The 14805-nt window shown below is 64.7% G+C and carries 14 protein-coding genes and 1 tRNA gene; 11 read left to right on the top strand and 4 right to left on the bottom strand.

The window, feature by feature from the left end:
• Positions 1-2: 2 nt before the first annotated feature.
• Positions 3-1679, bottom strand: coding sequence for a nitrite/sulfite reductase (locus QCE63_RS04410; protein WP_309830907.1), 1677 nt, complete (start codon positions 1677-1679; stop codon positions 3-5).
• A 227-nt stretch (positions 1680-1906) separates the two neighbouring features.
• Here QCE63_RS04410 and QCE63_RS04405 point away from each other — a divergent pair, with 227 nt between their 5' ends.
• From QCE63_RS04405 to QCE63_RS04395, 3 genes are all read left to right on the top strand, one after another.
• Positions 1907-2848, top strand: a complete 942-nt coding sequence (locus QCE63_RS04405) for a CysB family HTH-type transcriptional regulator (RefSeq protein WP_309830904.1) — start codon at positions 1907-1909, stop codon at positions 2846-2848.
• Positions 2849-2917: 69 nt separating this feature from the next.
• Positions 2918-4078, top strand: a complete 1161-nt coding sequence (locus QCE63_RS04400; RefSeq protein ID WP_309830902.1) for an ABC transporter substrate-binding protein — start codon at positions 2918-2920, stop codon at positions 4076-4078.
• A 142-nt stretch (positions 4079-4220) separates the two neighbouring features.
• Positions 4221-4305, top strand: a tRNA-Leu gene (locus QCE63_RS04395).
• A 124-nt stretch (positions 4306-4429) separates the two neighbouring features.
• Here the strand turns inward: QCE63_RS04395 and QCE63_RS04390 are convergent.
• Both QCE63_RS04390 and QCE63_RS04385 read right to left on the bottom strand, forming a co-directional pair.
• Positions 4430-4654, bottom strand: a complete 225-nt coding sequence (locus QCE63_RS04390) for a hypothetical protein (protein ID WP_309830900.1) — start codon at positions 4652-4654, stop codon at positions 4430-4432.
• Positions 4648-5070, bottom strand: a complete 423-nt coding sequence (locus QCE63_RS04385; RefSeq protein ID WP_309830897.1) for a hypothetical protein — start codon at positions 5068-5070, stop codon at positions 4648-4650. The genes QCE63_RS04390 and QCE63_RS04385 overlap by 7 nt, the downstream gene beginning before the upstream one ends.
• A gap of 326 nt (positions 5071-5396) precedes the next feature.
• Between QCE63_RS04385 and QCE63_RS04380 the strand changes: the two genes are divergently transcribed.
• The 5 genes from QCE63_RS04380 to QCE63_RS04360 all read left to right on the top strand — a co-directional run bounded on the left by QCE63_RS04380 (position 5397) and on the right by QCE63_RS04360 (position 10739).
• Positions 5397-7508 (top strand): hypothetical protein, encoded by a 2112-nt coding sequence (locus QCE63_RS04380; protein ID WP_309830895.1) that lies wholly within the window; start codon positions 5397-5399, stop codon positions 7506-7508.
• A gap of 122 nt (positions 7509-7630) precedes the next feature.
• Positions 7631-8725, top strand: a complete 1095-nt coding sequence (locus QCE63_RS04375; protein ID WP_309830892.1) for a TIGR03118 family protein — start codon at positions 7631-7633, stop codon at positions 8723-8725.
• A 73-nt stretch (positions 8726-8798) separates the two neighbouring features.
• Positions 8799-9521: a 16S rRNA pseudouridine(516) synthase gene (locus tag QCE63_RS04370; RefSeq protein WP_309830890.1), complete on the top strand. Its 723-nt coding sequence runs from the start codon at positions 8799-8801 to the stop codon at positions 9519-9521.
• Between the two features lie 99 nt (positions 9522-9620).
• Entirely contained in the window at positions 9621-10457 is an 837-nt protein-coding gene (locus QCE63_RS04365; protein ID WP_309830888.1) for an alpha/beta hydrolase, read from the top strand.
• Positions 10458-10562: 105 nt separating this feature from the next.
• Entirely contained in the window at positions 10563-10739 is a 177-nt protein-coding gene (locus tag QCE63_RS04360; RefSeq protein WP_309830887.1) for a hypothetical protein, read from the top strand.
• Positions 10740-10752: 13 nt separating this feature from the next.
• Here the strand turns inward: QCE63_RS04360 and QCE63_RS04355 are convergent, their stop codons facing one another.
• Positions 10753-11772: an NAD-dependent epimerase/dehydratase family protein gene (locus QCE63_RS04355; RefSeq protein ID WP_309830886.1), complete on the bottom strand. Its 1020-nt coding sequence runs from the start codon at positions 11770-11772 to the stop codon at positions 10753-10755.
• Between the two features lie 85 nt (positions 11773-11857).
• On the opposite strand from QCE63_RS04355, the gene QCE63_RS04350 reads away from it, so the two are divergent.
• The 3 genes from QCE63_RS04350 (at position 11858) to QCE63_RS04340 (ending at position 14766) form a co-directional block, all read left to right on the top strand.
• Positions 11858-12889, top strand: coding sequence for a CDP-6-deoxy-delta-3,4-glucoseen reductase (locus QCE63_RS04350; RefSeq protein WP_309830884.1), 1032 nt, complete (start codon positions 11858-11860; stop codon positions 12887-12889).
• A 273-nt stretch (positions 12890-13162) separates the two neighbouring features.
• Positions 13163-14347: an acetylornithine transaminase gene (locus QCE63_RS04345; protein WP_309830882.1), complete on the top strand. Its 1185-nt coding sequence runs from the start codon at positions 13163-13165 to the stop codon at positions 14345-14347.
• Positions 14344-14766: a GNAT family acetyltransferase gene (locus QCE63_RS04340; protein WP_309830880.1), complete on the top strand. Its 423-nt coding sequence runs from the start codon at positions 14344-14346 to the stop codon at positions 14764-14766. Before QCE63_RS04345 ends, QCE63_RS04340 begins: the two co-directional genes overlap by 4 nt.
• Positions 14767-14805 lie beyond the last annotated feature (39 nt).

Genomic DNA, 14805 nt, shown 5'->3' with positions numbered 1-14805 from the left:
CCTTAAGCGTGAGCCTGGCGCGATGCGTACACGCGCTCCTTGAACGGCGCGATGCCGATGCGGTTGAACGTCTCGATGAAACGTTCGCCCTCTCCGCGGTTGTCGACGAAGGTGTCGACCACCTGGGAGATCACATCGGGCATCTCTTCGGCCGAGAACGACGGGCCGATCACCTTGCCGAGATGCGCGCCGGTCGCGCCCGAGCTCTGCTCGCCGCCGAGCGTCACCTGGTACCACTCGGAACCGTCCTTGTCGACGCCCAGAATGCCGATGTTGCCCACATGATGGTGACCGCACGCGTTGATGCAGCCCGAGATGTTCAGCGACAGGTCGCCCAGGTCGTACACATAGTCCAGATCGTTGAAGCGGTCCTGGATGGCCAGCGCAATCGGGATGGACTTCGCATTCGCGAGCGAGCAGAAATCGCCGCCCGGGCACGCGATGATGTCGGTCAACAGACCCACGTTTGCCGTCGCGAAACCCAGCGCCTTCGCACGCTCCCACACGGTGTACAGGTCGTGCTTCTTCACGTTCGCGAGAATCAGGTTCTGCTCGTGCGACACGCGGATTTCGCCGAACGAGAATTCATCGGCGAGCGTGGCGACGTCGTCCATCTGCTGATCGGTGGCGTCGCCCGGCGCGATGTGCTGCGGCTTGAGCGACAGCGTCACCGACGCATAGCCCGGCACCTTGTGCGGACGCACGTTGCGTTCGACCCAGCGCGCGAACGGCTTGCTTTCGATCAGATGCTTTTCATACGAGACGTCGGTGTCCGCGAGCTTTTCATAGGCGGGCGGCGCGAAGTACGCCGACACGCGCGTCACTTCGTCCTGTGTGAGCGTGGACGGGCCGTCCTTCAGATGCTGCCACTCTTCCTCGACCTGCTTCGAGAACTTCTCCGGCGACAGCGCCTTCACCAGAATCTTGATGCGCGCCTTGTACATGTTGTCGCGGCGGCCGTAGCGGTTGTACACGCGCAGGACGGCTTCGCAATAGGTGAGCAGATGCTGCCACGGCAGATCACGCTTGATGATCGCGCCGACGATCGGCGTGCGGCCCAGTCCGCCGCCCGCGAGGATGTCCATTACGACTTCGCCCTGCGCGTTCAGCTTCAGATAGACGCCCATGTCGTGGATCTGCACGGCCGCGCGGTCTTCCGTCGAACCGTTCACCGCGATCTTGAACTTGCGCGGCAACCACGCGAATTCCGGATGGAACGTGGACCACTGGCGCAAGATTTCCGCCCACGGACGCGGATCGACCTGTTCGTCGTGCGCGACGCCCGCGAATTGATCAGCGGTGATGTTGCGGATGCAGTTGCCCGACGTCTGGATGGCGTGCATCTGCACCGAGGCGAGCTTGCGCAGGATTTCCGGCGTTTCTTCGAGCTCGACCCAGTTGAACTGGATGTTGGTGCGCGTCGAGAAGTGACCGTAGCCGCGGTCATGTTCGCGCGCGATGGTCGCGAGCATGCGGAGCTGGTCGCTGCGCAGGTTGCCGTACGGAATCGCGATCCGGTGCATGTACGCGTGGCGCTGATAGTACAGGCCGTTCTGCAGACGCAGCGGACGGAATTCTTCCTCGCTCAATTCGCCCGACAGACGGCGACGGACCTGGTCGGCGTACTGCTCGACACGTTCGTCGACGATGCGTTGGTCGATCTGATCGTATTGGTACATTCGGGGACCCCATGTTCTTGTGGAAAGCAACTGCGTCCTAGGTTACGCAGCGCGTCTCATCCATCGAATATCCATTGAGTTCCTGGCGCGGCCGTCGTTCAGACGGTTCACTCATTTGCATATGACGAAAACAGATATGGATATTGGAAAAATTGGACTGATAGTAAAGAACCTGCTATATATTGCAAACGACTGAAAAGTTACTTTGATATGCGACTGGGTTATAAATGAATCTGCATCAGTTCCGCTTCGTGCGCGAGGCCGTGCGGCAGAATTTCAACCTCACGGAAGCCGCGAAGGCGCTGTATACGTCGCAGCCCGGCGTCTCCAAGGCGATCATCGAGCTGGAAGATGAACTGGGCGTGGAAATTTTCACGCGGCATGGCAAGCGCGTACGGTCGCTGACCGAGCCGGGGCGCATCATCCTGGCGTCAGTCGAGCGCATCCTGCAGGAAGTCGAGAGTTTAAAGCGTGTCGGTAAAGATTACGCGGCGCAGGATCAGGGCAATCTCGTGATCGCCGCGACGCACACACAGGCGCGCTATTCACTACCTGCCGCCATCGCCGAATTCAAGAAGCGTTTTCCGAAAGTTCACCTTTCAATTCTGCAAGGCAGCCCGACTCAGGTTGCCGAGATGGTGATCCGCGACCAGGCGGATATCGCCATCGCCACCGAAGCGATCGCGAGCTACAAGGAACTCGTTTCGCTGCCCTGCTTCCAGTGGCAGCATCTTGCGGTCATGCAGCCGGATCATCCGTTGCTGGAGCGCAAGCTCCTTTCGCTCGACGATCTCGCGCAATACCCGATCATTACTTACGAAGCGTCGTTCGCCGGGCGCACCAAGATCAATCAGGCGTTCCACTTGCGCGGCCTTACGCCCGATATCGTGCTCGAAGCCATCGACGCCGATGTCATCAAGACCTATGTGGAACTGGGCCTGGGCGTGGGCATCATGGCGGACATCGCGTTCAACCCGGAGCGCGACCGCCATCTGCGCGCGATGCCGGTCGGCCATCTGTTCGGCACCAACGTCACGCGGCTCGCACTCAAGCAAGGCGCCTATCTGCGCAGCTATGTGTACACGCTGGTGGAACTGCTGTCGCCGTCGCTCAACCGCAAGCTGATCGAGCAGGCGCTCTCGGGCGATCACGAAAGCTACGAGCTGTGATGAACGCTGTATAAAACGGCGGCCGCGTGCCGCTACAAAAATGATTGCCACTTCCCTGGGGACTTTCCAATGACGTTGTCGAAGTTCATGCGCCGGCTGATTGCGGGCGCCGCCGTCTCGGCCGTTACCGCCGCCGCGCATGCGCAATTGAAAGTGGGCATCGACCTGTCGAGCACCGGCCCCGCCGCCGCGATCGGCATCACGAGCAAGAACGCGATGCTGATGTGGCCGAAGACCATTGCCGGGCAGAACGCGGAATACATCATTCTCGACGACGGCTCGGACCCGGGCGCAGCCGTGCGCAACATCCGCAAGCTGATCACCGAAGACAAGGTCGATGTGATCGTCGGGCCGAACATCACGCCGGCGGCGCTCGCGGCGCTCGATCCGGTCGCCGAGTACGAAACGCCGATGATCACGCTGATTGGCTCGGCGTCCGTCGTGGAGCCGCAGGAAGGCAAGAAGATCTGGGCGTTCAAGATGGCCCAGACCGATCGCGCGATGGCCGACGTCATGACACGCTACATGGCGAACCACGGCGTGAAGACGGTTGGATTCATTGGTTTCGCGGACAGCTACGGCGACAGCTGGCTCAGCGAATTCACCAAGTTCGCCGAGCTGCGGCATATCAGGATTGTGGCGAGCGAGCGCTTCAACCGCACGGACGCCAGCGTCACCGGGCAAGTTCTCAAGCTGATGTCCGCGAAGCCGGATGCGGTGCTGATCGCCGGCGCCGGCACGCCGACCGTGCTGCCGCAGCGCACGCTGGTCGAACGCGGCTACAAGGGCGCGATCTACCAGACCCACGGCATCGCCACGCCGGAGTTCATCAAGCTCGGCGGCAAGGACGTAGAGGGCACGCTGTTCCCGACGCAGCCGGTGGTCGTCGCACGGACGCTGCCGGCGGATCATCCGTCGAAGAAGGCGGCGCTGGCTTTCGTCAGTGCCTATGAGGACAAGTACGGCAAGGGCTCGGTGACCCAGTTCGCGGGCGACGCGGCGGGGGTCTATCCGCGTCTGCAGGACGCCGTGACGCGCGCGCTGAAGTCCGGCAAGCCTGGCACGAAGGAATTCCGTGTGGCGCTGCGCTCGGAACTCGAGCACGCGCATGAACTGGTGGTGCCGAACGGCGTCGTGAACACGAGCGCGACGGATCACGTCGGACTGGATCAGCGCGCAAGTGTCATGGGCGTCATCAGGAACGGGGCGTTTGTCTATCTGGCGCAGTGACGACGCAGTGATCAATTCGGCAGGACTGGCGCACGACAGCGCCGATCCCGCTTGCCCGCGACGGTGTTTTCGGTCATAATCGCGGACTCGATTGGCCTGCATTTCGCGTTGCAACTCCGTGGAACGATCAAGGCTGATCCAAGCCCAGGTGGTGAAATTGGTAGACGCAGGGGACTCAAAATCCCCCGCCGCAAGGCGTGCCGGTTCGATTCCGGCCCTGGGCACCACGAATCCTGTGAAAAGCCGCTCCTCCTAAGAGCGGCTTTTTTGCGTTTGGGGCTGGGGTCCAGGACGGTTTCGAGACAGTTTCGAGACGGCTCCCACAGACGTTTCCACTCCGACACCCGCGCATCAGCGTTCGAACGCGCCTTCAGCCGGTGCAGCGCCTTGCGAAGACCTCAATGAAGGCGCAACGGCATCCTTCGATGGCTTGCCCTTCGCAGCGGCTTTGAGATCATCCGCCAGCACGACGCGATAAAACCAGTCCACGAGTCCCGGCACGCAGAACTGCATGAAAGCGCAGCCAATGATGACTGGCGCATATTCCCGGAAGAATCCCAGCACAATGTTCAACATGTTGTGTTCCTTGCTTTGATTTCGCTGAGCGCGAATGACAGTACGTAGTAGGCCGTAGATTCCCGGTAGGGCCACACAAGAAGAATCTCTCTGACCTCCTGACTAAACGAGGCCACAAGCAAGTATATCCATGGCAACACGCCAAACAGACACGCGAAAACTCCCAGATTAGCGAGAACAATGGCGCGCCCGACGAGCGGGTCTGGCTCCCCTTCGGAATCCGACGGAATAGTCCTGGGAAGCGACGTCAACCCGACGTTCAGACTGACGCCCGGAGCCACCAGCGAGATGGGGAAGAAGTCATTCTGGCCGGGCTGCTTCAGCGCCACCCGCAGCAGGTATTCGATCGCGCCCATAAAGAAAGGCAGGCCAACGAGCAGCTGTCGCGCTGCCGTGTTCAAACCGCTTGTGCTCATCTACATCACTCCGTCATGTCCGATGAGGAAGTGTCACGCGTCTCCGACGCTTCCGACAGTCGTCCGGATGGCCAGTCGGCTCGCCATGACCACGGCTTTAAGCGTTTCCCCTAAGTCCATCGCCATACAAATGTGCGCAATCGCGTAGACGGTCATTTCATCGGCCGAAACAATGAGCTTTCAACCGGCGTCAGGAAGCCTTCGCGCGCGGGGCATGTCGAGGATGCTCGCCCGCGCGGCGCCCGCATTTCGGGTTGCTTAGGACCTGCCGATGTCGTGGCTCGCTCGCGCGACGCATCGAACCCACATTCGAACAGGGGTGCGGCATGAATCGAACCGAATACTCGTTGTCACTCGACTCCGTCATCTGCCTTCGCTGCAACACCCTCTCGCGGGCCGACGAGGACGTGTGTCCGCAGTGCGGCGCCGATCGCCAGGGAGCGATCTTCACCTCCGCCGCCGAAACCGCGCCGGCCGCCGCGATGGCCGAGCCGGAGCTCGCGTCCGAACAGCTCGATATCGTCGACCTGCGCGACACGCACTGGCTCAAGCGCGCCGTGCGCCGCAAGATGGTGACGTCCTATCCGAGCGTCGCCGAGCCAGGCGACGAACCGCAAACCTTGGCCCGCAAGCCCGCGCGGTCCAGCGTGGCTGCGCTGGTCGGCGGCGTCGTGGCCGGGCTGGCGGCCGGAGGGTATTGGTATGTCCATTCGGACGAGGCCGCCGATCCGACGCAAGCCCGTCCGACGCTCAGCGCAGCGGGAGCGATTCATTCCGGCAATCAGCCGACGGACCAGGCCGGCGACGCCCGGCAAGCGTCGCTGTCTCATTCCAGATCCGCTTCGACGGCGGCCTCGCCGGCTCAGACTGCAACGGCGCGCCCGCCGGCCGCGCAAAAGCCGGACACAACGCAGGCGCTCGTTCAGGCGGAAAAGGCCCCAAGACAAGCCGCATCCGCTCCAACGGTCGTGGCGGCGCGCGTCGAGCAATCTACTGCAACCCTGCCGTCACGCGCCGCCGTTGCGCGCAGCGAGGTAGCGGCTGCGGCGACGGCCGCAAGCACGGCGGGTTCTTCGCTCCGGGAAGTTGCGGCCGCGAAGCCGCTGCCCGGCGCGAATGCTTCGGCAAGCACGCCGGTCGCGCCTGTCATTACCGCAACCACGACATCAACAAGCGGACCCGTGGCAAGGCCGTCGTCTGGCACAACGAGCGCGACGCGTCCGTCAACTCAACCAGTTGCGGCCACGAAGCCGCTGCCCGGCGCAAATGCCTCAGCAAGCACGCCGGTCGCGGCCGTCACTACCGCAACCGCGACGTCAGCGAGCGAACCCTTGGCAAGGCCGTCGTCTGGCACAACAACCGCGGCGCGTCCGTCACCTCAACAAGTTGCGGCCACGAAGCCGCTGCCCGGCGCGAACGCCTCGGCAAGCACGCCGGTCGCACCTGTCATTACCGCAACCACGACGTTAACAAGCGAACCCGTTGCAAGGCCGTCGTCCGGCACAACAAGCGCGGCGCGTCCGTCACCTCAACAAGTTGCGGCCGCGAAGCCGCTGCCCGGCGCGAACGCTTCGGCAAACGGTCCGGTCACGCCCACCACTGCGGCAACAAGGCCGTCGTCCGACACGACAAACACCGCGCGTCCGTCGCTTCAGGAGGTTGCGGCCTTGAAGCCGCTGCCCGGCGCGAATGCTTCGGCAAGCGGTCCGGTCACGCCCGCGACACCCACCGTCACGCCAGCGCCAAAACCGGCGCCCATCGTGAACGCGGCGAAGGCGCCCAACACTGCCACGCTCGCCGCCCGGCCCCTCCAACTGGCCGAGCCTCCTCGGACCCCGCTCGCATCGACCGCCCCCGCGAGCCCCGCCCAATCTGAAGCCACGTCGCATAAGCCGGTCTCCCTCGCCGCCGGCAACCCGCCCGCACAGCCCGCACCCGTCCAATCGCCATCCGTCGCACGCACCCTCAGCGCAGTGCAACAATCGCTCGCCAGCCGCGATCTCGCTGCGGCGCGCCGCCATCTGCGCACCCTCAACGCAAACCAGCCGCGCAGCCCCGAGATCCAGCAACTCGCGGCCGACCTGTCGCGTCAGGAACGCGCGCGCGACAGCGCCATCGCGACCGCGCGCACCTGCGCCGCCAACAAGGAACCGTCGTGCGCGCTGCGCAACGCGCGCCGCGCCGTGTCGCTCGATCCGCGCAACGGGCAGGCGCAGGCCAGTCTGCGGCGCGCGCTCGCGGTGCAGAACGAGAGCAATACGGAGTACTTCCAGCAGGCCAGCGGCATCCCGAAGCCGAGCGTTCCCGCCATGACATTCGACGGCCGCTGGGGCGTCGGCGCCCGCCACACGGCCGCGCCGATCGAGACCAGCACGCATCTGACGCTGTTCGGCTGGGGCGTACCGACGGTCGCGAAAGGACGCGGCGACGCCCATTGATCCGCGCCGCGCGGTTCGGACGGCGCGCCGATTGCGAACCACAACGCCGGAATAGCGCTTCGCGCTCATCCGTTTGAAGGTGACGAAACCACTGACGGCAACCTGCCGAAGGAGTCACCATCATGCTGAACGGATTGCGGAACCGCGTCGCCGTGTGCGCGACGGGACTCGCCATGCTGACGGCCCTCGCCTCGTGCGGCGGGTCCGACGACAACATGCCGGCGCCCACCCGCTTCAAGGCGTCGATCGTCGTGTCGGACGGCGCCATCGCTGCGCCGCACACCGATCCGAATCTGAAAAACAGCTGGGGCGTCGCGTTCAATCCGAACGGCTTCGTCTGGGTCGCCAACAACGGCACGCAGACGGCCACGCTCTACGATGGCAACGGCGTCGTCCAGTCGCTCGTCGTGTCGATTCCGGCGACCGCGAACGGTCCCGCCAATCCCACCGGCATCGTTTTCAACAAGGGACCGGACCTGACGCTTTCGCGCGCGGGCAAGTCGGGCGTCGCCGCGTTCCTGTTCGCGGGCGAAGGCGGCTCGATCACCGCGTGGGCGCCCGCCGTCGATACCACGCACGCCTTCACCGTCGTGGATTCCAGCGCGTCGGGGGCGATCTACAAGGGTCTCGCGCTCGGCACCCTGCCCTCGGGCGGTCATCGCCTCTATGCGACCGACTTCCACAACAACCGCGTCGATGTCTTCGACGGCGCGTTCAACCGGATCGCCGTGCCCGGCGGCTTCGCGGACACGCAGATTCCGGCGGGCTTCGCGCCCTTCGGCATCCAAACGATCGGCGCGAAGATCTTCGTCACCTATGCGAAGCAGGACGCCGACGCCGAAGACGACGTGCCGGGCGCGGGCCAGGGTTTCGTCGATGTCTTCGACCTCGACGGCAATCTCACGCAGCGCTTCGCGGCGAACGGCCCGCTGAACGCGCCGTGGGGCCTCGCGCAGGCGCCGGGCAACTTCGGCACATACAGCAACACGATTCTGGTCGGCAACTTCGGCGACGGCACGATCAACGCGTTCAATCCGACGACCGGCGCGTTCGTCGGCCAGCTGATGAACACTGACGGCACGCCGCTCGTGCAGCGCGGACTGTGGGGCATCGCGTTCGGCAACAACCTGAGCGCGCAGCCCTCGAACACCTTGTTCTTCGCGGCCGGTCCGAACTTCGAGGCCGATGGCGCGTATGGGCGTATCGACATGCAGTAGATGCCCTTGCGCCCCACCCGAGCTGACCGAAAGCGCGCCTTGCTAGAATGCGCGCTTCAACTCAGCTCATCCGATGGACCTCGAAACCCTCCTCTTTTCCCAAGGCTTCGGGTCGCGCCGCCAGTGCCGCGGCATGGTGGCCGAAGGCCGCGTGCGCATCGGCGGCGTGGTGCGCGACGACCCGCGCGACGAACTCACCGCCACGTCCGGGCTCGCATTCGAAGTCGATGCCGAGCGCTGGATCTATCGCGAGAAGGCCTATCTCGCGCTCAACAAGCCTGCGGGCTACGAATGCTCGCGCGATCCGCAACACCATCTGAGCATCTTCCACCTGCTGCCGGCGCAATTCGCCGAACGCGGCGTACAGGCGGTCGGCCGGCTGGACCAGGACACGACCGGCTTGCTGCTGCTCTCCGATGACGGCCCGTTCGTGCATGCGTTCACGTCGCCCAAACGCAAGGTGCCGAAGGTCTATCTGGCAACGCTGCGTCATCCGCTCGACGACTCGCAGCTCACGAAACTGCGCGAAGGCGTACTGCTGCACGGCGAAACCCGGCCGAGCGCGGCGCTCGCAGCCGTCCGGCGCGACGAGCGGCTGCTCGAACTCACCGTGCTCGAAGGCAAATACCATCAGGTGAAGCGCATGGTGGCCGCCGCGGGCAACCGGGTCGAGAAACTGCACCGCGAACGGGTGGGCGGTTATGCTTTGCCGTCGACGCTCGCGGAAGGCGCCTGGCGCTGGCTCGAAGACGCCGACCTGGCCGCCCTGCGCGGCGACCCGCTGCAGACGTCCTGAACCCACGGATCAGCCGTCCCACGCCTTGACGTGCTGCCGTGGTTCGCCCGGCAATCGACTCTCGAGGACACCATGCCCATTCTGGCCAGACGGCGGTTCATGTCCCTCTCGCTCGCCGTGCTCGCGGCCGGCATCGGCAGCGGCGCGTCCCGGGCGGAGGCGCAGGACGACGAGCGCGCGGACGGGCTTGCCTACGGCGCGGCGCCGCGCCAGCGCCTCGATGTCTACGCACCGGACCTCCGCAGCGGCGCCGGCCGTCCCGTGGTGGTGTATTTCTACGGCGGAAGCTGGCAGGCGGGCCAGCGCGCCGATGCGCGCGGCATCGGCGAAACGCTGGCGATGCAGGGGATCGTCGCGGTGGCGCCCGACTATCGCGTGTATCCGGACACCATCTTCCCCGGCTTCGTCGACGACGCCGCCACCGCCGTCCGCTGGGCCCGCGATCACGCCGGCGAATACGGCGGCGACCCGCGGCGCATCTTCGTCATGGGGCACTCGGCGGGCGCGCACATCGCGGCGCTGATCGCCACCGATCCGCGCTATCTCGCGGCGCAGGGACTCTCGAAGACTTCGCTGAGCGGCATGATCGGGCTTGCCGGGCCCTACTCGGCCATCCCGCCGCGCGAACCGCACATGGCGGATATCTTCCCGGCGGCGTTGCGCGCCCAGGCGCTGCCGATCGACTTCGTTTCCGGCAACGAACCGCCTATGCTCCTCGCCACCGGCACCGCCGACACCGTGGTCGAGCCGTCCAACAGCCTGCGTTTCGCCGAGGCCTTGCGCACCCACGACGTTCCCGTCGAGCTGAAAACCTACGCAGGCTATGGCCACGGGCAGATCATCGACGCCCTTGCGCCCGCGCGTCAGTCGGATTCGCCGGTGCTCGCCGACGTCACCGCTTTTATCCGCACGCATTGCGCATGCAAATCGGTGTAACCACTGAAAGGCCGGCGCTGCGGCGCAGCATGCCTTCCGCGATCAGCCCTCTTATACTGGTCTTACGGATACCGATAATGACTATCAAAAAAGCAGGAGGGCATCATGGTCTCCCACATGACTGTTGCGCTGATCGCGTTCGTCGCGCTGGGCGCTGTCCTCATCGGGGCATTGGCTGTCGTCATGCACGTGCGGCACCGATACTCCCCGAATCTCATCGGCGCGCTGATTGGCGCGCTGATGTGCTTTGTCCTCCTGGAAGCGATTCCCGCACTGATCTGACGCTGGCGACGCGCTACCGGCGCGCATTGACACGCAGGAAATCGTCGACGGTCGGATGCTGCAGCGCGATACCCAAATCGTGCTTCAGCCGCGCATTGCCGAGCCGCCGCGATTCGCGCATGAACGACAGCGTGACCGGTTCCAGACGTGTCTCGGCTTCTTGCCGGGAAATGCGCGGCACGCGTGGCAGGCCATGGGCATCGGCGACGCGGTCGAAATAGTCCGCCATTCGCAGATCCGTGTCGTCCGACGCATTGAACACCCGTTGCGCCCACCCGCGCGCCAGTGCGCGCACGAGGATGGCGGCGAGATCGTCGGCGTGGATGTGGTTCGTGAAGACGTCATCCTGCTCGATCAGCGCAGGCATGCGCCGTTCGATGCGCGCAAGCGGCAGGCGGTCGGCGGCGTAAATGCCGGGAATGCGCACGATGGACACCCGCCAGCCGCTCTGCACGCCCGCCGCGCGTAGTTGCCGCTCCGCCGACACGCGCCGCTGCGCGCGTTCGTTGGCGGGCCGCGCAGGCCAGGTTTCATCGATCCGCGCGCCGCCGCAATCGCCATAGACGCCTGTCGTGCTGGCATAGACGAAGCGCAGCGGCGCGACGCTGCGAGCCCGGCGGATCATGGCCGCGCGCAGCCCCTCGGGTACAATGAACGCGGCTTTTCCTGCGCGATCCGCATGCAGCCAGCGTCCACCCCCGCCGCGCGCCACCGAACGGCGCGGCGCGCGCAAGGCGGCGATCAGCGCACGCGTGCGGCGGTCCGTTTCGCCGTCGCGCGGCGGCGGCGCCAGATGCACCACGCGGCGCGCGAGCCCGGCGAGCCGTTTGAGGCTGCGGCGCCGGTCGAGATCGCCGAAAAGCGGTTTCGCGCCGGCCGCGCGCAGTTCGTCCGCGCGCTCGGGATGATGCGTAAGCGCGAGAATGCGCGGCGCCGCCGCCTGCGCGTGAAAAAGCGGCAGCGTGCGCATGCCGACATCGCCGCAGCCGACAATCAGCACGCGCGCGCGGCGCAGAGTTCGAGTAGCAATCATCCGGGCATTCTATCCGCCGCCTGCCACACGCGTGCGGCGCCGCCAGGACACACGAGACAATTCCATCCCTCGCAGAAATCGATCTATGGCTTTCAACGTAACGCTCCGGCAAAGCGGCCGGCAGTTTCAAGTAGAACCCGACGAACCGGTCCTGACGGCCGCGCTGCGCCAGGGCATCGGCCTGCCCTACGGCTGCAAGAACGGCGCGTGCGGGTCGTGCAAGGGCGCGGTCGTGAGCGGCGAAGTCGAACAGGCGCCGCATTCGTCGTCGGCGTTGTCGAACGATGAAAAAACGCGCGGCATGGCCCTGTTCTGCTGCGCGACCGCGCAAACGGATCTCGAGATCGACGTGCGCGAAGTGGCGGGCGTCGGCGACGTGCAGGTGAAGAAGCTGCCCTGCCGCGTGAACGCGCTCGAACGGAAGGCCGACGACGTCATCGAACTGAAACTGCAGTTGCCCGCCAACGAACGGCTGCAGTATCTCGCGGGGCAATACATCGAGTTCATCCTGAAGGACGGCAAGCGCCGCAGCTACTCGATGGCCAGCCCCCCGCATCACGAAGGCCCGCTCGAACTGCATATCCGCCACATGCCGGGCGGCACCTTCACGGACCACGTCTTCGGTGCGATGAAGGAGCGCGACATCCTGCGTTTCGAAGGCCCGCTCGGCACCTTCTTCTTGCGCGACGAATCGGACAAGCCCATCGTGCTGCTGGCATCGGGCACGGGCTTCGCGCCGATCAAGGCGATCATCGAGCACGCGGTGTTCAAGAACCTGAACCGCCCGATGACGCTCTACTGGGGCGGCCGCCGCGCCCGCGACCTGTACATGATGACGCTCGCCGAACAATGGGCGCGCGAGATCCCGGACTTCAAGTTTGTCCCGGTGCTCTCCGAACCCGATCCGAGCGACAACTGGAACGGCCGCACGGGCTTCGTTCATCGTGCTGTCATCGAGGATCTGCCAGACTTGAGCGGCTATCAGGTCTACGCGTGCGGCGCGCCCGTGATGGTGGAGTCGGCGCAGCGCGATTTCACGCAGCATCATCGCCTGCCGGAAGACGAGTTCTATGCAGACTCGTTCACCAGCGCAGCGGATCTCGCTCATCCCGTCTGACTTGCGTCGTCGCCGGCACGCGGACAAAAAATCCGCGTGCACGGTTTACAGGCGGGAACGTCATAACGTATCCTTCGCGAATGATCAAAATCCTGAACGCACTTCGACGTCGCCGCTCGCCGCTCCCCTAGGGATGCCGCTGGCTCGTCATGCATTTGCGCGCTCGGTTTGTTTGTTCGAAGCGTACGAAATGAAGCCACGGAATTCCGTGGCTTTTGTTTTTTTCGCGCCGTCTTTTTTCTTCTCGCACCTGCCTCCGTGGAGCCCGCTGTCATGAATTTCAATGAGTACCCTGTTGATTCGCTGATGTACATCACGAACCGTCCCGAAATCGTGTTCACGCACGGAAAAGGGTCTTGGCTCTACGACAACACGGGCAAGCGCTATCTCGACTTCATCCAGGGCTGGGCCGTCAACTCGCTCGGTCACTGCAACGAAGGCATGATCGAGGCGCTGGAGAAGCAGGCGCGCACGCTGATCAATCCGTCGCCGGCTTTCTACAACGGGCCGATGGCGCAGCTCGCGGGCCTGCTCACCGAGCACAGCTGCTTCGACAAGGTGTTCTTCGCCAACAGCGGCGCCGAAGCCAACGAAGGCGCGATCAAGCTCGCGCGCAAGTGGGGCAGGAAGTTCAAGAACGGCGCGTTCGAGATCATCACCTTCGATCACAGCTTCCACGGCCGCACGCTCGCCACCATGTCCGCCAGCGGCAAGCCTGGCTGGGACACCATCTATGCACCGCAAGTGCCGGGCTTCCCGAAGGCTGACCTGAACGACATCGCGTCGGTCGAGAAGTTGATCAACGAGAAGACCGTCGCCGTGATGCTCGAGCCCATTCAAGGCGAAGGCGGCGTGATCCCGGCCACGCGCGAATTCATGCAGCAACTGCGCGCGCTGACGAAGCAGCACAACCTGCTGCTGATCGTCGATGAAGTGCAGAGCGGCTGCGGCCGCGCGGGCACGCTGTTCGCCTACGAGCTGTCGAACATCGAGCCGGACATCATGACGCTCGGCAAGGGCATCGGCGGCGGCGTGCCGCTCGCGGCGCTGCTCTCGAAGGCCGAAGTCGCGTGCTTCGAACCGGGCGACCAGGGCGGCACCTACAACGGCAATCCGCTGATGTCGGCGGTCGGCCATTCGGTGATCTCGCAACTCGTCGCGCCGGGCTTTCTGGAAAGCGTGCGCGAGAAAGGCGAGTACCTGAAGCAGGAACTGCTGAAGCTCTCGGACGAGCGCGGCTTCAAGGGCGAGCGCGGCGAAGGCCTGCTGCGCGCCTTGCTGCTCGACAGCGACAAGGGTCCGCAGATCGTCGACAAGGCGCGACTGATGCAGCCCGACGGCCTGCTGCTGAACGCGGCGCGTCCGAACCTGTTGCGCTTCATGCCCGCGCTCAACGTCACGAAGGACGAGATCGACCAGATGATGGCGATGCTGCGCTCGGTGCTCGATTCGCTGTGATCATCCGCACGTTCGATGCAGGCGATCGCGAGAGCGTGACCGCCCTGTGGCGCGAGGTGTTTCCGGAGTACGCGGACGCCTCGCGGCCGCAGCGCAGTCCCGCGCTCTCCATCGACAACAAGCTGAAGACGCAGCCGGAGCTGTTCTTCGTCGGCACGGTGGCCGGCGCGGTGATCGGCACGGTCATGTGCGGCTACGACGGGCATCGCGGCTGGGTGTATTCGCTGGCGGTCGCGCCGGCGCATCAGGGACACGGCTTCGGCCGCGCGTTGATGCGGCATGTGGAGCACACGCTGGCCGCGCTCGGCTGTCCGAAGGTGAACCTGCAGATCATGGCCTTCAAGACCGACTTGCGCGGCTTCTATGAAAAGCTCGGGTATCGGATGGATGAAGTCGTGAGCCTCGGCAAACGGCTATAAAAAAAGCCGGCTGCAAGAGCCGGCTTTTCATCATCAGCA

The sequence above is a fragment of the Caballeronia sp. LZ065 genome, assembly GCF_031450975.1.
Classification (GTDB): Bacteria; Pseudomonadota; Gammaproteobacteria; order Burkholderiales; family Burkholderiaceae; genus Caballeronia.
The sequence above is the reverse complement of the archived record's forward strand: the minus strand, read 5'-3'. Positions and strand labels throughout refer to the sequence as shown.